We start from the raw sequence: 23,946 nt of genomic DNA, 5'->3' as shown, positions 1-23,946 counted from the left end.
CTCTGGCCCGCCCGGTGGGCCTGACCCTGACGCAGCGTCCAACGGGGCCGGCAAGACCACCGTGGTGAAGATCCTGGCCACACTGCTGCGCGCCGACGCGGGCACCGCCCGGATCAACGGCTTCGACGTGGTGGCCATGAGGACCCGTCTGCGCCACGCCAGTGACGGGGTGGGAGGCCCTCACTCCGACCGAGGTCACCGTGTGCCGCCTGGTGGCCGCCGGCCGGTCCAACCCGGAGATCGCGACCGAGCTGTACACCTCCCGCAACACCGTCCAGACCCACGTGTCGCACATCCTGGCCAAGTTGGGTTGCCGATCCCGTACGGAGATCGTCGCCCTCCACCGCGAGCGGGGGCTGCCCGCGGGGGCGCGGCGCGACCGCGCCACCGTGCGGTACACGGCCGGCGGCAACGACCTGCCGGTGCTGCTCAACAGCTGCATCGCCAGCGGGTCGCCACCCGACGTCGCGCTCGTCCCCCAGCCGGGTGTGGTCGCCGCGCTCGCCGGACGCGGTGCGCTCGTCCCACTCAGCGGTCGGACCGCGGACGCCGTCACGGCGAACTACAACGACACGTGGCAGCGGCTCGGCGCGGTCGACGGCACCCGGTACGGCTTCTACTTCAAGGTGGCCAACAAATCGGTGATCTGGTATCGCACGGAGTCGCTCCGGGCCGCCGGCGTGGCGCCGCCCGCGACCTGGGACGACCTCCGGGCGGTCTCGCGCGCCCTGGTGCGTTCGGGGCACCACCCCGATGGTCGCCGCCGGTGGTGACGGCTGGGTGCTGACCGACTGGTTCGAGAACGCCTTCCTGCGTATCGGCGGGCCGGAGAAGTACGACCGACTCGCTCGCCACGAGATTCCCTGGACCGACCCGGCCGTCGTCGAGACGTTGACACTGGGTGCGTACTGGCGCACGCCCCGGACGATCCTCGGTGGCCCCGTCGGCGCGCCGCAGATCACCTTCGACCAGTCGATCGCGGACGTGTTCGGCGCCACGCCGAGGGCCGCCATGCTCTTCGAGGGAGACTTCGTCGCCGCCGACATCACCCGGCTCGGCCGGTCCCGCGTGGGGGAGACCGCGAAGGTCTTCCCGTGGCCGTCGATCAAGGACTCGGTGCCGGCGGTCGTCGTCGCCGGCGACCAGGCGGTCCAGCTGAAGGACACCCCCGGGGCTCGAGCCGTGATGCAGTGCCGGGACGGCAGGCCGTACTTGTCCTGGCTCGTGGCGTTGCCGATGGGCCCGCGCCTGGCGGTGCTGGCGTTGGTGCCGCTGCTGGCGTTGCGCCCCCGTCACGGTCGGTGGCGGGTGTGGCTCGCCGCCTCCGCCGGCGCGACCGGAGCCGACGAACACCGTCGACGGTGACTGCCGTGAGCAGGTAGGTCAGGGCGGAGCTGAGCAGCGTCGCGGCGACCGCGAGCGGGTTGGCGTGCACGATCAGCCGCGCGGCGGCTGATCCAGGTGGTGCGTCGGTCAGCGCGGGATCGGTACGGGTCGTGGCCGGTACCCGGGAATCGGCCGGACGGTCAGCCGGCCCCGACGTTCGCCTGTGCGATCCCGGCCCGGCCGCGGGCGCGCTCGTCGGCCTCGTCGATCCGGTCGGCGATGGCGAGTGCCTCCCGGTGGTGGCGTAGCGCCGCCTCGCGGTCGCCCGCCAGGAGGTACGCCTCCCCGAGCGTGTTCAACGCGTTGGCATGGATGTCCGGGTTGAGGGTGCGGGCGAGGACGAGCGCCGCCTGTCCGGCCCGCAGCGCCGCCTTCGGCCGACCGAGCCGCGCGTAGCTGAAGGCGAGATTGGCCAGCGCGTTTGCCTGGCCCGGCAGGCTTCCCGTGCGGCGTTGCAGCGCCAACGCCCGTCGGGTGTGCCGGACCGCCTCGGGATGGCGGCCCAGTCGGGCGTGGAGCAGGCCGACGTTGTTCTCCAGGCTGGCCAGGCCCGGCCCGCCGAGCTGTCGTTGGAGGTCGAGCGCCCGCTCGGCGTGGTCGAGCGCCTCGCGGTTGCGGCCGAGCAGGTGCAGGTCGATGCTGAGGCCGCTGAGCGCGGTGGCCTCCCATTGCCGGTCGCCGACGGCCCGGAACAGGGCGATGGCCCGGTGGTGCTCCGTAATGGCCTGGTCGTGGCGGCCGAGCCGGCGGTGCACGAGCGCCAGGTGGTGCCGGGTGACCGCCTCGCCGTCCGGCTGCCGAAGCGTCCGGTGCAGGGTCAGCGCCCGGTCGAGCTGGGCCAGCGCCGGTTCCGTCCGGCCCGCTCCGTCGTAGACGTGCCCGAGCATCGTCAGTGTGTACGCCTCTGCCCCGGTGTCGCCGAGCACCCGGGCGGCGTCGGCGGCGCGCAGCAGGATCTCGACCGAGTCGTCGGTGTGCCCGCGCCGGGTCAGATACGGCTGAAGCAGGTGGGAGAGCAGAACCACGTGCCGGTGGCAGGCGACGTCGGCCGCGCTGCGGATCGCGGCGACGAGATTCGGGTACTCGGCGTCGAGCCAGGCCAGCGCCCCGGGTTCGTCGGTGAACCGGACCGGGGCGACCCGCGGCAGCGGGACCCGCCCGACCGGCGGGGGACGGAACCGGCGTAGCGGACGGGTCGCGGCCCCGACCGTGGCGACGTACCAGTCGAGCAGGCGTTCCTTGGCCTCCACCACGTCGTCGCCGTCGTCCTCGTCGACGCACAGCCGGACGGCGTACTCCCGCAGCAGATCGTGCATCCGGTAGCGCTCTGCCCGCACCTGCTGTACGAGGTGCTCGTCGAGCAGCGATTCGAGGGCGTCCCGCGCAGCCCGCGGCGAGCACCCGGCCAGCGCGGCCACCGACGCCGGCGTGACGTCGTCGCCCGGGTGCACGCCGATGATCCGGAACAGGCGTCGCCGCCGCGGGCTCAGCGCCCGGTACGACGACGTGAGCACGCTGCGCACCGCGTGGCCGCCGTCGGACAGCTCGTCGAGGCGGTGGTGCTCGTCGGTGAGCCGGGACAACAGATGGTCGATCCGCCAGGCCGGACGTGCCCGGAGCCGGCGCGCGGCGACGGCGACGGCGAGCGGCAGGTGGCCGCAACGGGCCAGCAGCGCGTCCGCGGCGGGCCGTTCGGCGGCCACCCGCTCGCCGCCGACGATGGTGCTGAGCAGGCTCAGCGAGTCCGCCGGGTGGAACACGTCCAGCCGGACGGGACGCGCGCCGTCCACGGCCAGGCTGCGGCGGCTGGTGACGATCACCAGGCAGTCGCCGTGGGCGGGCAGCAACGGCAGGATCTGCGACTCGTCGGCCGCGTCGTCGACGACGAGGAGCACCCGGCGGTCGGTCAGCCGGTCGCGAAACAACGCGGCGCGGGCCGCGAGCGTGTCGGGGATGCCGGCGGCCGGCACCCCGAGCAGCCGGAGCAGGGACTCCAGCACCTCGCTCGGGTCGGCCGGCGCGACGTCGCCGGTGAAGCCGTGCAGGTCGACGTGGAACTGCCCGTCCGGGTATCGGGCGGCGAGCCGGTGGGCGGCGTGCACGGCCAGGCGGGTCTTGCCCACCCCGGCCATCCCCTCCACGACCACGATCGGCGCGGCGGCGCCCCCCGTGGCGCCCGCCGCCAGCAGCTCGGCGAGTTCGCGGCGCCGCCCGACGAACTCCGCGATGTCCGGTGGCAGATGACGGTACGTACGGGCCGGGCCCTGCCCGGCGCCGTGCGGTCGTGGCCGGGGCGGCTGCGGGTCGGCCGACGAGATCCGCCGGTGCAGTTCCCGCGACTGGACGGACGGCTCGATCCCCAGCTCCGCGACCGTGCGTCGGTGCAGGTCCCGATAGACGGCCAGCGCGTCGGAGCGCCGGCCGGCCCGGCTGTGCACGGTCATCAGCGCGCGGGCGAAACGTTCGTCCAGGGGGCGTTCGGCGACCAGCCGGACCAGTTCCGGGACCAGGCCGGCGAGTTGCCCGGCGGCGAGGCGGGCGTCGACGTACTCGGCGGCGGCGTCGATGCGGGCCTCGTCGAGCGCCGCGGCGGACGGCCCGATCAGGCGACCGCCGAGGCCGCCGAACGCCGGTCCGCGCCAGAGCCCGAGGGCGTGTCGCAGCAGCCGGGCGGCGGTGGCGTCGTCGCCGTCGACCCGGGCCGTGCGGGCCGCCGTGAGCCCGTTCTGGAACTGGTCCCGGTCGTACCGCTCGGGGTCGGCCTCCAACTGGTAGGCCGAGCCGTGGGTGGCGATCGGCGCGGCGGCTCGGGTGCCGCCCGGCGCCAGCCGGCGGCGCAGGTCGGACACCAGGCCCTGCAACTGCACCCGGTACGAGGGTGGAGGCGTTTCCGGCCACAGCTCGTCGACGAGGACGTCGAGGGGGACGGGTCGGTTGGCGCGGGAGAGGAGGACAGCGAGAACGAGCGTGCGTTGCGGCCCACCCAGGTGCACCGGCTGCCGGTCCCACTGGACGCCCACCGGGCCGAGAACGCGGAAGTACAGCCCCGCCACGGTCAACGCCCATCGAGTCTACGTATTCCCACCCCTCAATATTGTCACGCGCGGTAGCCCGCCGCTTGCAGCGCGAACAGCTCGGCGTACCGGCCGCCGGCGGCGACCAGGTCGTCGTGGCTGCCATCCTCCACGAGCGCGCCGTCGTGCAGCACGAAGATCCGGTCGGCGTGCCGGACGTTGGCCAGGCGGTGGGTGATGAGGATGGTGGTGGCCCGGCCCTGCCGCTCCCGGATCGCCTGGAACAAGGCTTCCTCGGCGCGCGGGTCGAGGGCGGAGGACGGCTCGTCCATGATCAGCAGTTCGGCGTCGCGCAGGAAGCCCCGGGCGGCGGTGATCCGCTGCCACTGCCCGCCGGAGAGGTCCTGGCCGTGGGCGAAGGTGCGGTCGAGCAGCGTCTCGTACCCGTACGGCAGCTCCGTGATCATCCGGTGGGCGGCGGCCTGGTCCGCCGCGGCCTCGATGCGCTCCCGGCGAGGTTCGCCGCCGACGTCGCCCAGCGCGATGTTGGTGGCCGCGGTGAACGGCCAGCGGTGGTGGTCCTGGGTGACCACGGCGATCCGCGACCGCAGGTCGTCGGTGTCCCACTCGGCCAGTGGTCGCCCGTTCCAGCAGACGGCGCCGCCGGTCGGCGTGCGCAGCGTGGCGATCAGCGCGGCCAGGCTGGTCTTGCCGGAGCCGTTCTCCCCGACCAGCGCCACCGTCTCGCCGGCCCGGACGGTCAGCGTCACATCGCGCACGGCGGCGTCGTCGCGCCCGGGATAGCGCAGGCCGGCGTGGCGGACGCTCAGCTCGCGCAGCGGCCCGGGCCGGTCCCCGCCCGGGACGTCCGGCAGGTACGCCGCCGCGCGGGTCAGGAACCCGGTGTAGTCGGCGAAGTGCAGGCCCTCGGTGTAGACCTTGTCGGCCTGCGTGGTGGCGGTGGTCAGGGAGCGCTGCGCGGCCTGTAGGGCGAGCACACAGGTCGCGGCCGCGGCGAGCGGGATGTGCCCGCCCACGAGCAGCAGTCCGAGCAGCAGGTAGACCGCGCCGGTCGCCGCGCCGCCGGTCAGTGAGCCCACGGTGGTGGTCGTGGTGACCCTCCGGGCGAGGGCGAGCTGGACGTCGGTCTCCGCCCCCATCACGCGGTCGTACTGGTCGAGCAGGAACGCGCGCAGCCCGTACGAGCGCAGCTCCGGCGCCGAGACCCGCTCGGCCATCAGGCGGTGCAGGATCCAGATGCGGCGCCGGCGCACCGAGCCCGCCGCGTACGTCCGGTACTGCAGGTGCCCGGCCCGCAGCGCGGCCCACGCCCGGGGCAGCGTGGCGACCAGCAGCGCCGGCAGCAGCAGCGGATGGATGACCACCACCGCCACCGCGACGGCGACCAGCCCGGCCAGGCCGGCCAGCAGGTTCGTGGTCGCCTGCACCAACCCGGTCGCCGACTCCGGGCCCCGGGAGGCCCGTTCCATGTCGTCGGCGAACGCGTCCGCGTCGAACGCCTCCAGCCGCACGGCCGTGGTCGTCTCGAACAGGCTGCGCTCCACGTCGCGGCTGACCCGCGGCGTCAGCCCGTTCTGCGCGTACCCGGTGACGATGCCCAGGCCGGCGCGCAGCGCGGTCGCCCCGGCCAGCGCCGCGAGCGCGGGCAGCGCGGCGACCACCTTGTCGGCGGTCGGGCCGCCGGCGAACAGCTCGACCAGCACCCGCTGCGTGGCCAGCAGCCCGAACGCGGCGAGCAACCCGCCGCCGACCGTCGCGGCGGCCACCACCGCGGTGCGGGCCCGGTCCGCCCGCCAGCTGATCCGTGTCGCGGCGGCGACCAGGCGGGGCAGCTCGGCCAGCACGGTCAGCAGACCGGCCTCCGCCCGGGTCCGCAGGCCCGTCTCCCACCACATCTCGCGCAGCTCCGGCAGCACCGACTCCGCGGCGGGCGGGCGGTCCCCGGGAGTACGCGGGTCGGCGTGCCGGTCGTCCGCGACGGCGGCCTCGGTCATCGGGTACGCCTCCTCCCGCTGCGCCGCCCGGTCGCGCTCCGGGATCCGGGCTGGAGGTCGAGAGTAGAGCATCGATCCCGTCGATGTCCGGACACTATGTGTAGCCGCGTCTTCGTTCTTAGTGATTAGTTAGCGCCCTGCGCTAGCGTCCCGCACAGCCCAGGGGCCGGTCGGCAACCAGGCCGTCGTGCCCCGCTACCTCGATGGAGGCGACATGACCCAGAGACTGCAGGCGACCCTGCTGGAACTCGCGCCGCGTAGCGGTGGACCGGCCACCGTGGAGCCGCGGATCCACTTCGAGGAGGTGCAGCAGTCGCTGCACTCCGCCAACCGCTGCCCGTACACCTGCGGGCCGTGCACCGACCGCTACAGCGACCGGTGCATCGCCACCGGGCGCACCGTCTGATCCCGGCCTGACCGCTCCTGCTGCCCGAGGAGGTAGATCTCCGTGTCCGACTGGGAACCCGCGCCGTTCATCCAACGGCTCGTCGACGAACGGTACGGCGGCCGGTTCACAGTGCGCCTCGGGCCGCAGTGGTGCTACGTCGACCGCGAGGGCGTGCGGCTTCCGGACCACGGCTGGAAGCTGCACGTCTCCTCGCGGGCCGAGGACTTCCCGGCGCTCGCCATCCGCGCGGTGCCGTTCCTGCTCGACGCGGGGTGCAGCTTCAAGCTCGCCAGCAGTGGTGACGTGCTCAGCGGGATGAACTACGGCATCGACTCGCCGGCCACCGTCGGCAAGGCGATGACGATCTACCCGGAGCAGGACCGGGTCCGCGAACTCGGCCTCGCGCTGGCCGTGTTGCTGCGCGGGCATCCCGGCCCACGGGTGCTCAGCGACCGCCGCGTCGCCGACGACGCCCCCGTCTACTACCGCTACGGCCCGTTCGTGGCCCGCTGGTACCGGGGCGAGCGTGGGCGCCTGGCGATGCGGATCCCGGGACCGGACGGGGAGTCGTTCGACGCCGTCGCCGACCTCGACTACCGCCAGCCGGACTGGGTGAGCGACCCCTTCCAGTCGGGCGACGACGAGATGCCGGCGCTGCTCGGCGGCCGGTACCGGCCGGAGGACGGCCTCCAGCGGACCGCGCAGGGCAGCGTCTTCCGCGCCCGGGACACCGCCACCGACCGGGTGGTCATCGTCAAGCAGGCCCGGGCCTACGTGGGGGACTCCGGCAACGGCCTCGACGCCCGCTCCCGCCTCCGCAACGAACGCCGGGTGCTCACCGCCTGCGACGGGGTGCCGGGGGTGCCCGGATTCATCGACCACTTCGCCCACGGCGAGGACGAGTTCCTGGTCACCACCGACGTCGGCGAGCAGGACCTCGCCTACCGGGTCGGAAACCGCGGCGCCATGCTCCGCGCCGGCACGCCGGTGTCGGGCGAGTTCCTCCGGACGGTGGGCGAGCTGGCGCGTACCGTGCTGGCGCTGCACGAGCGCGGCGTGGTCATGCGGGACATCACCCCGCGCAACGTGGTGCTCGGTGCGGACCGGGCGCACCTGGTGGACTTCGGCATCTCCGCCCTGGACGGCCTGCACGTGCCCGGCGGCACGCACGGCTACGCCTCCTGGGACCAGATGCGCGACGGTCCCGCCACCGTCTCCGACGACCACCACGGCATCGGCATGACCCTCGCCTTCGCCGCCACCGGCCTGGCGCCGGTCGTGGGCGAGACCGAGCGTGGCGTGCCTACGCTGCGGATGCTTCAGTCGCTGGACCGTATCCTCGGCCCCGCGCACGCCACCTTCACCGCCCTGGTGGCCGACCTGCTCCAAGGGACCCCCTCGCGGGCCGACGCGGCGCTGCGGGCGCTGGCCGGCGAACGGTGGGCGACAGCTGCCGTCCCCGCCCGCCGCCGGGAGGCGCCCCATGCCGACCCGCTCGTCGTGGAGCGGCAGGTGCTCGACGAGTTGATGCGCGACGTCGAACTCCGGCAGTTGCGGCAGCCGGCGTCCGCGTTCGCCAACGTGGACGGCAGCGTCTACACCGGCAGCGCCGGGGTCGGCCTGGAACTGCTGCACCACCTGGACGTACCGGGCGTGCCGGAGCTGCTCGACCGGTTGGCCACGCACACCGTCCGGGCCAACGCGCGCACCGACGTGCCGCCCGGCCTGTTCCTCGGCTCCACCGGCAGCCACCTCTTCCTCGCCCGGCTGCGGCAGGCCGGTTTCGACGTGGCGCTGCCCCCGATCCCGACGGTGCCGTTCGACACCGACGACGAGCACGACGACATCATGACCGGCACGGCCGGCGTCGGCCTCGGCCACCTCTACCTGGCCGACGTGCTCGACGACCCGGCCCACCTCGACGCCGCCCGGGTCTGCGTCGACCGGCTGCTCGGCAAGACCGAGATGACCCTGTCGGTGACGCTCGACGCCGGGCTGCCCGAGGAGATCGACACCGACCCGACGGCCAGCTACTCCCACGGCCGGGCCGGGCTCGTCGACCTGTTTCTCGCTTACGCCGCACGCACCGGCGACCCGCGTGTGCTCGCGGCGGCCGGGGAGCGGTCCCGGGAGTTGCGCGAGCGTACCGAGGTGCTGGTCGCCCGCGCCCGCGATCCCCGCGCGATCCCGCTCTCCGTGTCCTGGTGCCAGGGCCTCGCCGGCATCGGCCGGACCCTGCTGCACGCCGCCGAGGTGTTGGCCGACACCCGGTTCACCGAGACCGCCGTGGCGGCGGCCGACGCCTGCGCCGACTGGATCCCCCGCCTGGCCAACCTCGGTCAGTGCTGCGGAGTGACAGGTGTCGGCGGGTTTCTCGTCGACTGCGCCCGGCACACCGGCGACGACCGGCACCGGCGGGCGGCGCGGGCGGTCGTCGCGCAACTGCTCACCCGCAGCCACGGGCCGGACGACGCGCCGCGGTTCGTCGACGCCAACCGGCAGGACGCGCCGTGGTCCTGGGCCACCGGTAACGCGGGTGTCCTCTGCTTCTTCCGCCGGCTCAACCGCTCCGACACACCGGAGGTCGTGCCGTACAGCCACCTGCCGCGAGGTCACGCGGGGGAGCGCCCCACCCTCGTCGGCGGCTGACCGACTCGGATGAGGACGCCGCGGTGGCCGACCAGGACCCCGCGCGAGATCGACTGTGTGGCGAGGCGCGCTGCCGACGGGGAGATCGGAGAACGGTGCGGCTCCGGCGCCCACCCGTCATCCAGGCACTTGCGGCCCGGAACCGCGGCTGGCGCGGTGGTCGGGGTGGCAGCAGCGGCGCGATCTCGGCCCAGAGATCGTCCGAGACGATCCACAGCGGCTGCTCACCCCTCCGCACGATCAGACAGAGCGATCTCCACGTCCCGAGGACACGCCCAACATCATGAAGTTGGGAGTTGTCAGTGACGTCTCGCTACGAGGCGGCATGGTGTAGCTGGCACGGAGCGGACCGACGACGGCTGGCCGGCCGCGCGCCACCGATCTGGCGGTATCGGAAACGAACGCACGCACAAGCGGCGACAGACGCAGCTCGGCGCATCCGCTGGGCGTGTTGCTGAGCATGCCCGCATCAACGAGTTCGTCCACCAGCTCGTCGTCCTCCGGCGGCAGCGGGCTCACCGCATCCGCGGCGACCGGGGCCAACCAGTGCAGCAGCAACTGGGCCGGCTGGCTCAGCGCCAGATAGGCCGACCGGAGGTGCTCCCGCATCGACAGGTCGCCGATGCGGAGCCAGCTCAGCACGTCTCCACCACGGTGCCAACCGTCCACCACCTGCCGAAGGGCCGTGTGTGGACGCAGGGCGATCCTCCGGAGCGCGATGTCCAGGGCCAGCGGCAGGTCGCCGCAGGCCGCGGCGAGACGGTCGAGGTCGTCGGGCTCGGCCGTGACGGTGAGGGGCAGGGCCGATTCGATCATGGCGAGGGAGTCGGTGCGCGCCAGTGGTCTGACCTGTAGCCGGCGAACGTCGCGTAGTCCCAGCAGCCGGTTGCGGCTGACCAGCATTGTCGTGCTCGTGTCACTGTCCACCAGCAGCGGGCGCACCTGCTGCTCGTCCCACACGTTGTCGAGGAGTATCAACAGGCGGCGTTCGGCCGCCAACGTGCGGTACAGGCCCACGCGGTGGTCGAGGGTGCCGGACAGTTGGTCGCCCGACACCCCCAGTGCCCGGAGGAACCCGTCCAGGATGTCGTAGGGGCTGGACACGCTGCGGGCATGGTGCGCGCCGAGGTCGGCGTACAGCTGCCCGTCGGTCGCCTCGGCTGCCTGCGTGTGGGCATGGTGCAGAGCCAGGCCCGATTTGCCGACCCCCGCCGGACCGCTGATCACGATCGGGGTGTCGCCGGGGATCCGCAACCACTCCAGTTCCGCCGCCCGGCCGATGAATCCGCGTGGTCGCGGTGGCAGCTGCATCGGGTACGGGAGCTCGCCGGCGCGCCGGCCCGTCGGCCGTACCCGCGTGGAGAGCCGTACCTCCCCGCCCGTGGCGGCGAGCCAGCGCTGCCGCCAGATGTCCTCGTCGCCACCGCAGGCGGCGACGAATGCGAGCGTCACCGGCAGGGACGGCATCCGGTTGCCGCTCGCGGCGCTGGACAGCACGGACGGCGAGAACAGCGCGCATTCCGCCATCTGGCGATATGTCGGGTTCCCCGCCAGCGCACGCAGTTGCCGCAATTCGTCGGCAAACTGCGCGACGCGTTCTCTGGCTTTATTGACCGGCTTCTCGGGTCTACCCATGATGGTTTCTCCCCCACACGTTGTTCAACACGGCGCAATCGGCTCTCCCTGCGGGAACCGAACCTTGATGTTCGCCGAACTGTTGAGTCGGTGTCTCCGCTGCCTGATCCGCGACAGCTGATCCCCAGGCACGTCTCATGCCCGAATTCGTGCGGACGCCGCGTACGCATGCTCATGAGGTGAGGTGATTGGTTCTACCATTCGCTCAATGTGGGCTTTCGCCTTTTCGCGGCAGTATCGGCCGGGTGGGGTGGATGGCTTTTCGCTGGTCGCTCCGCCCGGGTCCGGCGGGATGTTCCGCGCATTGGTGAACGGAGCCGGGATTCGTCATCCGGTGCCCGTCGCGGTCTGATCGCGAGCGAACTCGCCGGTCGTGCACCCGTCCGAGCCCGGCCCCGGTGGCAGGGCTCGGACGGGTGCACCGTGCGGGCGGTGGGTCGGCCCTACCACCGGGCCGGCGATACTCCCGCCCGCCGGCCGGGGGGATCTGGATCCCTGAGGAGCGTCGAACCTCGCCGGAACGCGGTCACACCGCCTGTGGGAAGGCGAAGAAGCGGTCCGGGTCGTACCGGCGTTTGACCTGCACGAGCCGCTCGGCGTTCGGCCCGTAGTAGGCCCGCTGCCAGTCTTCGAGGTCGGGGTCGGCGAAGTTGACGTAGGACGCGTCGGGGGCGAACCGGCCCGACTCGACGTAGCGGGCGTGCAGCCATTCCAGGTTGGCGCGAACGACCTCCGGCGAGTCGGTTTCGGCCCATGAGGTGTCGAGGCTGAGCAGGAACCGCGTGTCGCGATGCGGGAACGCGGTGTCCGCCACCGGTACGCGGCTGATCGCCCCGCCCCACGCGAACAGCGCGGCCCCGGCCCCGTCCGCGTTCCCGCTGCCGGGCCACGTCTCCACGGCCCGGACCAGTGCGACCAGTCCGGCGTCGTCGATCGGGTGCGGCACGCAGCGGTTCCGTACCGCGAAGGCGCCGCCGGCGCTGCTGTGGTGCAGGTAGGTGGCGGCGGCCCAGAAGTCCCGGTCCTCGATCTCGGCCCGGTGGGGCCGGGCGACGGCGTGGGCGGGCGCCAGCAACTCGCGCAGCTCCGCTGCCGGGCCGAGATGGTGGCCCACCACGGACACGACACCCGCGCCGCCGGACGAGCGGGCGATGCCGATGCGGGCGGAGAAGCCGTCCGGCGCCGTCCGCATGATCTCCTGCATCGTGGCGAGCACCTCGACCGCGTGCGACCACGACCACAGCACCAGGCAGGTCGACCCGGCCGGAGCGGGGCGGACCTGGAAGGTGAAGCTCGTGTTGACACCGAAGTTGCCGCCCCCGCCACCCCGGCACGCCCAGAACAGGTCCGGATGTTCCCGCGCCGAGGCGGTGACCCTGGTCCCGTCGGCCAGCACCACGTCGGTCGAGACCAGCGCGTCGCAGGTGAGACCGTGCGCGCGAGAGATCGTGGTGACACCCCCGCCGAGGGTCAGGCCCCCGATGCCGACCGTGTCGGAGTTGCCCAGCGGGAACGTGACGTCGTACGGCCGCAGGGCCGCGTAGATGGCCTTCATCGGGGTGCCGCCCGCCACCACGGCCTGTCCGTTGTCCGGGTCGAACCGGATACCCGCGAGCTTCCGCAGGTCCAGCACCAGCCCGGAGGACACGGAGTAGCCGGCGTAGCTGTGACCGCCGCCGCGGGCGACCAGCGGCACCGACTCGGCACGGGCCCAGTCGATGGCTCGGCTGACATCCCCGGCATGGGCGACCGTGAGGACGGCCGCCGGTCGGATGCCGGCGAACCGCCGGTTCGCCGGCGAGCATGCTTCCGGGAAGCCGGGATCGCCGGGGAGCCGGAGCTCGCCGTCGACGAGGCCGCGCAGCATCCGCCATCCGGTCATCGCGCCGCTCCCGGGATCTCCTCAAGGTACGACACGCCGGCGGCGGTGTGCTCGCCGTAGCGCTGCCAGACCTCACGCAGCACCAGGGTGTCGCCGAGCCACTGCGGCGTGTTGGTGCTGTGCCCGGCGATCACCTCGCCGCCGGCCAGCACCATGGTGTAGGCGAGGCTGAGCACGCCGCGCTCGTCGCAGGTGCCGGTGATCGTGCCCCGCCGAACTCGGCCACCCTCGAATACCGCCCAGACCAGGTTCCCGCGCTGGTGGTACACGGCGCAGGTGCCGTCGCCGCCGCCCAGCGCGCGAAACCGACGGCCGTCGTAGTCGATGCTCACGCGTCCACGTCCAGCAGCCCGGCGGGCATCGTCAGAGTGGTGCCCGGCGGCGGGGGAGCGACCGGTTCGGCATCCAGTTCGACAAGTGCCACCGCGTCGTCGAGCTGCCGGGCGCAGGTTTCCGGGTCCGGGGCGGAGCAGACGACGAACGAGTGGCGGGCGATGTAGCCGCCCGGTGGCAGCCGCAGTGTCGTGCCCGGCTCGACCATGCGGGACGCGAGCACCAGGCCGGGCGCCTGCTCGGGTACGGCGACCGAGTGTACGACGCAGTCGTGGTCGGGGTAGCCGAACCGGATGCCGGCGACGCCGGCGCGGGCATGGGTGAGGTCGGGCCGCTGGCCGGTGGCGACGTCGAACAGCACGCTGCCCGGTTCGATGCCGGTGGCGATCTGACCCAGATACGGGATCAGGTCACCGCCGAGGCGGCCGTTGACCTCGATGATCACCGGGCCGCCCGGGGTCAGCCGAACCTCGGTGTGCGTGATGCCGTTCTCGATGCCCAGAATCCGGTGCGCCGTGACCAGCGCGTCCAGCAGCGTGTCGTCGGACCGCAGCGGGTCGGCGGAGTCCACGACGTGCCCCGTCTCCTCGAAGAACGGTGGCAGGCCGGTGGTCTTCCTGGCGACGAACATCGGCAGGTACTCGCCTTTGTGCACGGCGCCGTCGACGCTGATCTCCGGACCGTCGACGAAGCCCTCGACGATCGCTCCACCGCGGTAGGGCTCGTCGCCGATCAGGCTGGCCTCGTGCGCGACCCGGTACGCGAACTCGAGTTCCCGCTCGTCGGAAGCGAGCGAGACCCCCATGCTGGCGCCGAGCGCACGCGGCTTGACGATCACCGGGTACCCGATCCGGGCGGCGGCCGTGCGGGCCTGGTCGAGATCGGCGGTCAGCTCGAACCCGGGTTGCGGTGCGCCGGCCGCGGTCAACCGGGTACGGCAGCTGTACTTGTCCCGGCAACCGTGCACTCCTGGTACGCCCAGGCCGGGCACGCCGAACTCGGCGGCCAGTTCGGCCGCGGGCATCACCAGCGGCTCGTCCCAGCACATCAACCCGGTGACGGTGTACCTGCCGGCCAGCTCGCGGGCGGTCTCGGCGAGCAACCGGTGATCGAACACGTTGACCACGACGATGTCGTCGAAGTACTCGTGCTGCCAGGTCGGCCGGAGATTGTTGATCAGCACCAGCCGCAGCCCGGCCTTGTGGGCACGTTCGGCGACGGCACGGACGATGTACTCGCGGTAGAGCCTGAGGCCGCTGCCGACAACGAGCAGCGCGCCGGGTGCGGGTGCGGTCATGAGGGTGTCCTCCAGGGTGCGGTGGGTGTCATGGGGTCGACGCCGCGGCACCCGCGGCTCGACCCCGGAAGCTCGTCGACGACCGCGTCGACGGCATGCGGAGCGGTGCGGAATCCGTCGCCGCCGCTGGCCGGGCGGGCCCAGGCCCGGAGCCCGATCCGGACGAAGCCGGTGTCCGCGCCGGCCGCGGTGGCGTAGTGGCAGTGCCGCACGCGCACGACGTCGTACCGGTGGACGTCGGCCACGATGCCGGCCGAGAGCACCCGGGCGGCCCAGCCCGCCCCGTCGTCCGGATCGGACAGCGTGGACACCCCACGCCGGACGGCATCGGTGCTGATCTTGAGCAGGGTGCCCGCCACCGCGGGCAGCAACCATGCTCGGCCGTCGGCGCCGATCCCACCCGCAGCGGGTGCCGCCGCCCAGCTGTGGACCAGCTCAGCCGGTGGCCGCAGATAGACCATGGTCTGCCGGTGCAGCGTCACCGGCAGGTCGATCAGGGCCGCCGACCAGGGCCCGGCCGTAACGAGCACCGCGTCACCGGACTCGACCGAGCCGTCGGCCAGCAGCACCCGGCCGGTGTCCGGTCCTACGCCGACGACCTCCCGGCCGGGCCGCAGGTCCGCCAGCCGGTGACGCCGCAACCACCGGACCGCTGCCCGCAGGATGCGGTCGGCGAGCAGGACGCCCGCGTGCGGCTCGAAGACGACCGCGGCGCCGGCCGGAAAACCGATGTGCGGACGGTCCGCCGGATCGGTGACCCGGATCGGCAGCCCGGTGGCTTCGGCCGTGGCGACGGCCGAAGCGACCTCGTCGGGGGGGAGCGCCGTCAGCACCCCGACGCGCCGATAGAGGCGGGCGCCCGACAGACCTCCGCTGATCAGGGAGTCCAGCTCACACCAGCGGCGGTGCAGTCGTGCCGCTCGTTCGGTGCCGGCCACGTCGCCGGTGGCAAGGGCGCGCAGGACACGGTGCTGGTCGAAGGACGTCGACTCCGGATGCGGGATCGGGCCGTGCTCCAGCAGCACCACGCGGTGCCCGGCCAGTACGCACCGGATCGCGGAGAGCAGCCCGGTGACGCCGGCACCGACCACCACGACCCGCGGCCGGTTCCGGTCCGCCTGGTAGGTGCCCCCGGTCATCGCCCGCCCCTCGCCGCGGCCAGCCGCGGCAGCGGCACCGGAACGACGGAGGTGACCTCGGCGGGATCCGTGCTGGCGGTCGCGGCTTCACCCAGGGCCTGGGCCGCCAGATCGACCAGGATCGGCGCGGCCGACCGGAGCAGCCAGCCGACCTCGAAGCAGAAGTCACCGGCGTCGTCGTCTGCCGCCGGCCAGCGGTCCAGCCTGGCCAGGTGGTCGCTGATCGCCTCCGCCGCGCGGTTGAGGCTGAACCCGGGCAGCTCGTAGGACGCCGCGAACCGGTCGGACATGCGAGCTGCGGCGTGGCGCGAGCGCGCGGACACCGGCAGTGGGCCGCGCCCGACCCAGCGGTTCACCCGATCGGCGATCCGGCTCCACGGCCCGGTCAGCCGGGACTCGGTGACTCTCGCGAGCGCGTCCCGGCTGAAGCTGGTCCGCTGGTGTTCCGGGCTGGTCGTGGCCAGGTAGAACCGGATCAGGTCGCGTGGCACCTCGGCAGCCAGGTCCCGGCCCCGCACCACATGTCCGCGGCTGGTGGAGAACTTCTGGTGGTCCAGCTCGTAGAACTCGTTGGTCAGGTAGCGGGTGGGCAGCTCGTAACGGTCGTCGCAGGCCAGCAGCATCGCCGGACCGGTGATCGCGAACGGGTGGAAGTTGTCGAATCCGAGGAAGTAGACGATCTCCGATTCGCTGCCGGCCAGCCACAGTCCGTCCTCGCCGGCCGGGGGGTGCCCCCGGTTCTCCGCCGCCAGCGCCGAGCAGTGCATGCTCCACGCCATCGCTTCGGCGTTGGGGTTGACCACCTGCCCCGCGACCTCCGGAAACGGCACCTTGATGCCCCACGGCACCGGATAGGTCACCGGGAAGTCAGGCAGTGGTCGGGACAGCACCCGCGCCATCGCCTGCACCATGTGCGGCCGCATGCCGTCGGCGTGCCTCTCGAAGTGCGTGCGGAGCCGGTCGCGATAGCGCTCGACCGGGAGGACGAGCACCCGGGCGTCCCGCAGCGGTACCGGCTCGTCCGGGTCCAGGGTGGACCGCACGTTGAGCAGTTCGCCCGCCGGCACCAGGTGCCCGCAGCTCTCGCACAGCCCGGCGCAGCCCTCGGCCAGGCACTCCGGGCAGTTGCCGGACACGAAGCCGTCCACCAGGAACTGCCCGGTCCGCTCCGAGTACGGGAACGGCATCGTCCTCAGCTCCAGCCGGCCTGCCGCGCGCAGCCGGCCGATGAAGTCGACGACCCACCCGGTGAATCGGTCGTCGTCGCCGGTGTAGCTGTCGACACCGATTCCCATCGTCCGCAGGGTCGACGCGATCTGCGCGGCCGAGGTGGCCACCAGCTCGTCCGGGTGGACGCCGCGGCGGTGGGCGGTCGTCACCACGAACGTCGAGGTGTCCTGGAAGCCGGTGCCCAGGAGCACCTCCCGCCCCAGCGCCCGCGCGTAGCGGGTGTGCACGTCGGCGGCGAGGAACGGGCCCGCGATGTGCCCGAGGTGCAGGTCCCCGTTCGCAGTCGGCGCCGGCGAGATGATCACCGTCCGGGTGCTCATCGTCGATCCGCTTCGTGCCGGGCCAGGAACGTCGCCGACATCTCGGGGTCCCACCAGAGTCCGTAGTACTCGAAGTCGGCGGGGCCGTCGTTGACCACCCGGTGGGTGGAACCCGGCGGCAACCGGACGATGTCGCCCGCGGCGAACGGATGCCGCGCCTCGTCGACGACCACCGTGGCGGTGCCGGAGACGGCGATGAAGATCTCGTATTCGTGGTGGGAGTGCGGAGTCGACTCGGTCCCGGCACGCAGGACGCACCAGGCGCCCTCGAACGGCGCGTTGAGCGCCGGCCAGGGCAGCAGGCGCTGGCCGTCGATCCCGTAGGCAGGCTCCAGACGATCACGGTCGAGGCGGCGAATGTCGATCATGCCCGCACCGCCAGCGCCCGGTCGGCCGATACCTGGTCGACGCCGGCGCCCCGGTCGGCGACACGGCGGTCGACGATGTCGCCGACGATGTCGGCCGAGCGTTGCGCGAGCACGCTGATGAGCGAGTCGGAGATGCCGTGCGTGGCTTCGTTGACGCCCTGGAGGTACAGGGCGCCCCTGGCGTCCGCGCCCAGATCGACGCGGTAGTGCCGGTTGACGGTGACCTTCGGCAGACCGATGGTGTCGGCCAGTTGGCGCACCATCGCCGGCATCCGTGAGTCGAAACCGGTGCCCAGGAAAAGCGCGTCGCATCGGACCTGCTCCACGCTGTCGTACCGGAGGTCGCGAACGTCGAGCACCACCTCCGCACCGCCTCCGGGCACGGGCTCGACCTTCGCCCCGACGACCTCGGTGAGCCCGCGGACGCTGGAGACGGGCTGGCCGAGCATCTTCTGCCGGTAGATCATGGCGTACAACTCGTCGAGGAACGGCGGCGCCAGGCCCGCGTAGTTCGTCAGGTGCATCTCGTTGAGCACCTTGTGGCGAACCTGGTCGGACATGCCGAAGAAGGTGTCCACGAAGGACGGGTAGAACAGCTCGTTGACGAACTTGCTGGTCTGGTAGTTCTTGAGGGCGATCGAGCGCAGCAGCATCACGGGCGACGAGCCGGGGGCGTCCTGGTGCAGCGCCATGAACATCTCGGCCGCGCTCTGCGCGCCACCGACGACCACCGGCCGCAGTGGCCCGCCCGGGCGGGCCAGGCTCGTGGCGGCGCCGACCCGGCTGCCGTACTCGGTGCTGTGGATGACGCGCTCGGTGGGCAGGCCGCGGAACACCTCGGGCACGAAGGCGTCCCGGCCGCCACCGAAGACCAGGTCGCGGCAGACGATCGTGTCGCCGTCGGACAGGTGCACCACGAAGCCGAGTACCGCGGCGTCGTCGGCTCGGATCGGCTGGATCCGCTCGGCGCGGACCTGGTACCGCACCCGGACGTGCTCCAGCGTGTCGGCCACCCACTGCTGGTAGGCCGACAGCTGCCACCGGAACGGGTTGAACGTGCCGAGGTTGACGAATGCGTCAAGTTCCCCGTTCTCGTGCAGGAAGTTCAGGAACGAGAAGCGACTGCGCGGGTTCCGCAGGGTCACCAGATCCTTGAGGTACGACACCTGACTGCGGGTCCAGGGCAGAAGCAGATTCCGCTGCCACTTCACATCCCCGTACTGCTCAAGGACCATGGCCCTGCCGGCGACCTCGGGTGAGTCGCACTCCTCGAGGGCCACCGCCAGCGCGAGGTTCGACGGACCTGCGCCGATCATCAGAACATCCACGTCGTGGACAGACACGTGTATTCCTTCCGGGACGGTGTGACGTGCCGCGACGGCACGCCGTGGGGGCGCGGCGCACCGTCGACAACAGCGTTTTCCGGCTGTCGTGCATTCACTCAAGCCGAAGTGCGTATTGATGGAAAGCATTGGGAGCGGAAGACAATCAAGTGATCGTGACCGTGGTCGATGAGTTTATCGGTATGGCGGATACGACCTTTGTCGGCCGAATGAAAGGGATCCGGATGTGTGGCGCGCGAGCAGTCCGGTCGCGACTCCGGCCGGATCGCGGCAGGATCCGGCCGCCGACTTGGCGGCTGTCATCCGCAGCCATCCGTCGCCGCCGCTAATTCTGCTGGGAGCTATTCCCACGGGGGTGTGTGAATTGGTTATTCTGCGCGATCAAAACTTCCGACCAACTCTTCGGCGCGCTGCAATGGCAGCCAGAGGTGGGAGGGACGACCTTCGATGTCGTGCCCGCATGCCATCTGACGACGAGCCACCTGGAGACATCGCCGTGACCGCCACCATCGACAGACCCGCGGGTGTGCTCACCGTCCTACGCCGGACCCCGACACCGGTGCGTTGTCTGCTCGGGGGCGTGCTGGTCAACCAGCTTGGCGCGGTGGTCCAGACGTTCATGGTGCTCTACCTGGTCTTCCGCGGGTTCTCCGCCGGGCAGGCCGGCACCGCGATCGCCGCCTACAGCGTCGGATCGGTGGTGGGCGTGCTCGTCGGCGGCGAGCTGATCCACCGCATCGGCCCGCGCGGCGCCATCACCGTCGCGATGCTCGGTTCTGCCGCGATCCTCGCCGTCCTGCCTCTGCTCAGCCGACCCTCGACGTTCGGCGTGCTGATGATCGCCATGCTGCTGGCCGGGCTCGCGACCCAGAGCTACCGTCCCGCCGCGGCCGTACTGTTGAGCGACCTGATGCCGGACGACATGCGCGTCATGGGCTTCTCGATGATGCGCATCGCACTGAACATCGGCGCCGCGCTGAGCCCGCTGATCGCCGCCGGGCTGATCCTGCTGGACTGGAACCTGTTGCTGTGGTTCGACGCTGCCACCGCTCTGGTCTACGCGATCCTCGCCCGCTGGCTGCTGCCCGACCTGCGGACCGGACGAGGGGCGCCCGGCGCGGCCGTCCAGGGCGGGAGCGGTACCCGCATGGTGTACGGCCTCCTGTTGCGCGACAGGCGCTTCTGGTTCTTCCTCGTCTCGACGCTGATCGGTGCGGTCATCTACGTCCAGTTCAACGTCGTCCTCCCGCTCAAGATCAGCGCCGAGGGGCACTCCACCGGCCTGTACAGCGGCGTACTGGTCACCGCGTCGATCGTGCTCATCCTCTGCGAACTGAAGATCACCGCAAGCGTCGCGCGTTGGCCCGGTCACGTCGCGGCGACGGCGGGCACCGTGCTCATGGCAGTCGGTGCGGCCAGTTTCGGGGTCAGCGGTGGCTCGGCCGTGGCGCTCGTCGCGTGCACCGTCGTGTTCGTGTTCGGCACCATGATCAACGGGCCCACCATGTTCGCCTACCCCGCCACGTTTCCCGCGCCGGTGAACGCGCGCTACATCAGCGCGCACCAGGCGACGTTCGGCCTGGGGATGGCCGCCGGCCCGCTGATCGGGGTCGCGGCGTGGGTGTGGCTGGGCAACGGGGTCTGGTGGCTGTGCGGCGGACTCGGCCTGGTGGCGGCCTGGTGCGCCCGGCTCGGAATGAAGACCCCGCGCCAGACGCCGTAGTGCGACCGCCGCGCGACGTCGCACGCCAGATGACGGGCCCCGCCCGAGGGCGGGCCGGAATGTCCCGATCGAGCATGCCGTGCAAGGAAAGGTTGATCCCGATGAGCGACATCCGCCATGTCTCCGGCGACGAACGCCTGCGCACCGCCTTCACCCTCTATCCGTACGCCTTCGACGAATCGCCGTCCCCGGACGCGGCGGAGGGCCTGGCGAGCATCCTCCCCTTTCACGAGGGCAACCACACGCTGATCGCTGAGGACGGTGGCCGGACGCTCGCCACGGCGGCGGCGATCCCGACGCACCAGAACCTGCGCGGCATCGTCATGCGCATGGCGGGCATCGCCTGGGTGGCCACCCATCCCGCGGCCCGCCGACAGGGCCACTGTCGTCGGTTGATGCGCCAGCTTCACCGCGACATGCTCGACACGGGACACCTGCTGGCCACGCTCTATCCCTTCCATCCGTCGTTCTACGAACAACTGGGCTACGTCGGGCTGCCACTCAACCGTACGGCGACGTTCGCGCCCGAGGGGTTGGCGCCGCTGCTGGGCGTCGAACTCCCCGGCGACGTGTCCTGGCAGGGAATACAGGATGGCTTCGAGGTCTACCGCGCCTTCCAGCGACGCCTGCTGGCGCAACGGCACGGTTTCATGTTCACCCCCGACTACCGAGCTGCCCGCATCCTCGCCCCCGCCGACCGGTGGCTGGCCGTCGCCTCGGTCGACGGGGAGGTGGTCGGTGTGCTCACCTACCGCATCGACGGCTACGGCGGCCGCCTGCACGGTGACGAGTTGCTGTACACCAATGGGCTCGGGCGGGCGTTGCTGCTCCAGTTCCTCGCCCAGCACGTCCACCAGGTCGCCCAGATCGCGGTCACCGTCGCGCCGGACGAGCACCCCGAGACCTGGGCGGGCTCCCTTGCCGTCCGTACCGAGGCGAGGGCGGCCTTCCCCACGTCACCGCCCCTCATGGGTCGGCTCCTGTCGATGGACGCGCTCCGCGACGTGCCCTGTGGCTCCGGACGGACTCAGATAGAGATCGTCGAGGACGAGTTGCTCGCGGGGCGGTATCTGCTCGACGGAACCCGCGGGACGATCGACGTCACCGTCGCCGGACAGGCCGGGGAGAGGGCCACGCTCACCGCCGCTGGACTGTCCGGACTGGCCTACGGTGTGCTGGACCCGGCCGACGTCGTCGCGCGCGGCCTGGGTGACATCTCCGACAACGTGGCGGCCGAGCTACGCGCACTGCTGCCTCGCCGCACGCCGTACGCCTTCGGTAAGGGCTGATCCACCCGCCTCGCTGTCAGTGGTGAGCCGGTGCCGGGACCGCTCGCCATACGGGGGCGATGTTCTCGACCTTCTCGATCATGCCGTGGCAGTAGTGCGCGTTGTGCTCCAGGGTCTGCGTGGCCATGTTGGGGAACTGCAACCGCTTGTGGTCCACGACGTAGCCGGGGCCGCCGGCGGGCAGCCGCGCGGCGTCCTGTAGCTCCTCGGTCCACTCGCTGGCCAGTTCGACGGTGTACTGGCGGCCGGTGCGGCCGAGGACCCGGACGGCTGCGCCGGCGCCGGACGGCTCGTCCAACGGGGTGTTGGAGTAGACGTACGGGCGGTTGATGGTGTCGATCTCGAAGCGGGCGCGGGCCTTCGGGTCGGCCCACCAGTCGCGGCTGGTGGCGAAGTCGCGCAGTTGGTCGGCGAACACGTCGCGATGCTGGTGCAGCGCGAGGTGGACGAAGAGGCCGTAGTTGCCGAGGTCGTAGTAGTCGGCGCTGGCGATCGAGTGTTCGACGAAGCGCACCAGTGGGTCGTCGGGGCGGCTGCGCCAGTAGTCGACGAACTCGGAGAACAGGGCCGCGTAGGTGGTGACACCGGCGCCGACCAGGTACTCCGCGACGGTGCGCAGGCTGCGGGTGTTGTGCAGCGCGTGCACGGCGTAGAAGAAGCGCATGCCGTCGGCGAAGTCGGCCGTGCTGGCCTCGCGGGTGGCGATCACGATGCGGGCGTCGGCGACGTCCCCGCCGGCCGGCCGGGTGGTCAGGCCCAGGCGATCCCGGTTGTGGTAAATGGGGGTGTTGTTGAGCAGCAGGTGGGAGTAGGCGATGACGGTCTGCGCGCCGTTGTCGCAGAGCTGCCCGATGCCGCTCTTGAAGGAGTCGAGTGTCTCGCCGGGCAGCGGCCAGATGAGTTCGATGAACGAGCTGACCCGCTTCTCGCGCAGATCCTGTTGGAGCGCGGCGAAGGCGCTGAGCTTGATGTTGGAGCGGGCGACCAGGTCCAGGACGCGGGGCTCCATGCTCTGGATCGACACCGGCTGGGAGGCGACGAGACCAGCGTGCTGGAAGATTTCGGTGATCTTGGTGACCGCCTGCGGCTTGTTCTTCGCCGCCGAGAAGTAGACCGTCTTGGGCATGCCGTATTCGCGGGTGCAGTCGGCCATGTGCTGCGACAGCTCGATGTCCCGGCCGAGCATGCCCCAGTTGGCGTCGACGAGGTACACGAAGAAGACGTTGTTGCGTCCCATCCAGGTGATCTCGTCGCGGACGCGCTCCTCGTCGAACCGGTACACCCGGTCGTTGGTGGCCGCGCCCCAGTAGCAGAACCCGCAGTGGTAGGGGCAGCCGCGGTTGGTCTCCAGCAGGCCGATGGTGTATTCGTCGTCGAACAGGCCGGTGAGGTACGGCGAGGGAATCTCGTTGAGGTTGGCCAGCCGCGGCGGTGCGGGCGTCGTGATGAGCTGCCCGTCGCGGCGCACGCTGAGGCCGGGGACCTTGGTCAGGTCCGGCGTCGTTTCGGTCAGCTCGCGCAGGTACGCGGCGAAGATGCCCTCGCCCTCGCCGTTGCAGACGGCGGTGACCGTGTCGGTCGGGCTGAGCTGCTGGTCGGCGTGGTGCATGACCTGGGGGCCGCCGAGCAGGACGGGCACGTGTGGTCTGGCGGCGCGCAGCGCGGCCAGGACCTGCCGCACCAGGCCCATGTTCCACACGTAGCAGCTGAACGTGTAGATGTCGGCGTCGAGGTCCAGGACGTGGCGCGTCACCTCGGCGGCCGGGGTCTTGATGCTGGTGGTGTACGTCCGGTACACGTACTCACCGGTGAGGACGTCGTCGGCGCGGGCATACGCTTCCAGGTATCCGGAGACCAGCGGGGTGATCCGCTCAAAGACGGAGAGCTCAACCATGCCGACCGTTCGCATCGGTGTTCCCCTTGTCACTGTCGTGG

At 71.8% G+C, this 23,946-nt stretch carries 17 protein-coding genes and 1 pseudogene; 7 read left to right on the top strand and 11 right to left on the bottom strand.

The annotated features are described in order from the left end of the window. Positions 1 to 37 precede the first annotated feature (37 nt). The 3 genes and pseudogenes from OG767_RS21530 to OG767_RS21520 form a co-directional block, all read left to right on the top strand. A pseudogene (locus tag OG767_RS21530) lies at positions 38 to 154 on the top strand (ATP-binding cassette domain-containing protein); the annotation flags it as partial. Between the two features lie 7 nt (positions 155 to 161). Beyond that, a complete protein-coding gene (locus OG767_RS21525) occupies positions 162 to 773 on the top strand; it encodes an extracellular solute-binding protein (RefSeq protein WP_405090229.1) in 612 nt (203 codons plus the stop codon). After that, entirely contained in the window at positions 754 to 1,365 is a 612-nt protein-coding gene (locus OG767_RS21520) for a hypothetical protein (RefSeq protein ID WP_405090228.1), read from the top strand. The genes OG767_RS21525 and OG767_RS21520 overlap by 20 nt, the downstream gene beginning before the upstream one ends. 161 nt (positions 1,366 to 1,526) lie before the next feature. Here the strand turns inward: OG767_RS21520 and OG767_RS21515 are convergent, their stop codons facing one another. Together OG767_RS21515 and OG767_RS21510 are read right to left on the bottom strand one after the other, a co-directional pair. Next, positions 1,527 to 4,439, bottom strand: coding sequence for a tetratricopeptide repeat protein (locus OG767_RS21515; protein ID WP_405094271.1), 2,913 nt, complete (start codon positions 4,437 to 4,439; stop codon positions 1,527 to 1,529). Between the two features lie 44 nt (positions 4,440 to 4,483). Beyond that, on the bottom strand, positions 4,484 to 6,415 hold the full coding sequence (locus tag OG767_RS21510; RefSeq protein ID WP_405094270.1) for an ABC transporter ATP-binding protein: 1,932 nt from the start codon (positions 6,413 to 6,415) through the stop codon (positions 4,484 to 4,486). Between the two features lie 214 nt (positions 6,416 to 6,629). On the opposite strand from OG767_RS21510, the gene OG767_RS21505 reads away from it, so the two are divergent. Both OG767_RS21505 and lanL read left to right on the top strand, forming a co-directional pair. Continuing rightward, entirely contained in the window at positions 6,630 to 6,821 is a 192-nt protein-coding gene (locus OG767_RS21505) for a hypothetical protein (RefSeq protein WP_396767866.1), read from the top strand. Positions 6,822 to 6,863: 42 nt separating this feature from the next. Next, positions 6,864 to 9,452, top strand: a complete 2,589-nt coding sequence (lanL, locus tag OG767_RS21500; protein WP_405090227.1) for a class IV lanthionine synthetase LanL — start codon at positions 6,864 to 6,866, stop codon at positions 9,450 to 9,452. Between the two features lie 240 nt (positions 9,453 to 9,692). Here the strand turns inward: lanL and OG767_RS21495 are convergent, their stop codons facing one another. The 8 genes from OG767_RS21495 to OG767_RS21460 form a co-directional block, all read right to left on the bottom strand. Next, positions 9,693 to 11,087 (bottom strand): NB-ARC domain-containing protein, encoded by a 1,395-nt coding sequence (locus OG767_RS21495; RefSeq protein ID WP_405090226.1) that lies wholly within the window; start codon positions 11,085 to 11,087, stop codon positions 9,693 to 9,695. Positions 11,088 to 11,613: 526 nt separating this feature from the next. Then, a complete protein-coding gene (locus OG767_RS21490) occupies positions 11,614 to 12,969 on the bottom strand; it encodes an FAD-binding oxidoreductase (protein ID WP_405090225.1) in 1,356 nt (451 codons plus the stop codon). Beyond that, the gene (locus tag OG767_RS21485) at positions 12,966 to 13,301 is read right to left on the bottom strand and encodes a hypothetical protein (protein WP_405090224.1); all 336 of its coding nucleotides are present in this window, start codon (positions 13,299 to 13,301) and stop codon (positions 12,966 to 12,968) included. The genes OG767_RS21490 and OG767_RS21485 overlap by 4 nt, the downstream gene beginning before the upstream one ends. After that, positions 13,298 to 14,599, bottom strand: coding sequence for an ATP-grasp domain-containing protein (locus OG767_RS21480; protein ID WP_405090223.1), 1,302 nt, complete (start codon positions 14,597 to 14,599; stop codon positions 13,298 to 13,300). Before OG767_RS21480 ends, OG767_RS21485 begins: the two co-directional genes overlap by 4 nt. Continuing rightward, positions 14,596 to 15,738 carry an FAD-dependent oxidoreductase gene (locus tag OG767_RS21475; protein WP_405090221.1) on the bottom strand — a complete coding sequence of 381 codons (1,143 nt, stop codon included), beginning with the start codon at positions 15,736 to 15,738 and terminating at the stop codon, positions 14,596 to 14,598. Before OG767_RS21475 ends, OG767_RS21480 begins: the two co-directional genes overlap by 4 nt. Then, positions 15,735 to 17,288 carry a class I tRNA ligase family protein gene (locus tag OG767_RS21470; RefSeq protein WP_405090220.1) on the bottom strand — a complete coding sequence of 518 codons (1,554 nt, stop codon included), beginning with the start codon at positions 17,286 to 17,288 and terminating at the stop codon, positions 15,735 to 15,737. The genes OG767_RS21475 and OG767_RS21470 overlap by 4 nt, the downstream gene beginning before the upstream one ends. After that, on the bottom strand, positions 17,285 to 17,656 hold the full coding sequence (locus OG767_RS21465) for a cupin domain-containing protein (protein ID WP_405090219.1): 372 nt from the start codon (positions 17,654 to 17,656) through the stop codon (positions 17,285 to 17,287). The genes OG767_RS21470 and OG767_RS21465 overlap by 4 nt, the downstream gene beginning before the upstream one ends. Beyond that, entirely contained in the window at positions 17,653 to 18,999 is a 1,347-nt protein-coding gene (locus OG767_RS21460) for a SidA/IucD/PvdA family monooxygenase (protein ID WP_405090218.1), read from the bottom strand. Before OG767_RS21460 ends, OG767_RS21465 begins: the two co-directional genes overlap by 4 nt. 496 nt (positions 19,000 to 19,495) lie before the next feature. Between OG767_RS21460 and OG767_RS21455 the strand changes: the two genes are divergently transcribed. Next, a complete protein-coding gene (locus OG767_RS21455) occupies positions 19,496 to 20,722 on the top strand; it encodes an MFS transporter (protein ID WP_405090217.1) in 1,227 nt (408 codons plus the stop codon). Between the two features lie 101 nt (positions 20,723 to 20,823). Further along, complete coding sequence (gene eis, locus OG767_RS21450; RefSeq protein ID WP_405090216.1) at positions 20,824 to 22,011, top strand: enhanced intracellular survival protein Eis; 1,188 nt, start codon at positions 20,824 to 20,826, stop codon at positions 22,009 to 22,011. Between the two features lie 16 nt (positions 22,012 to 22,027). On the opposite strand, the gene OG767_RS21445 is transcribed toward eis, so the two are convergent. Next, positions 22,028 to 23,905: a cobalamin-dependent protein gene (locus tag OG767_RS21445; RefSeq protein WP_405090215.1), complete on the bottom strand. Its 1,878-nt coding sequence runs from the start codon at positions 23,903 to 23,905 to the stop codon at positions 22,028 to 22,030. Between the last annotated feature and the right edge of the window lie 41 nt (positions 23,906 to 23,946).

Source organism: Micromonospora sp. NBC_01392 (assembly GCF_045040125.1).
Lineage (GTDB): Bacteria > Actinomycetota > Actinomycetes > Mycobacteriales > Micromonosporaceae > Micromonospora.
The sequence above is the reverse complement of the archived record's forward strand: the minus strand, read 5'-3'. Positions and strand labels throughout refer to the sequence as shown.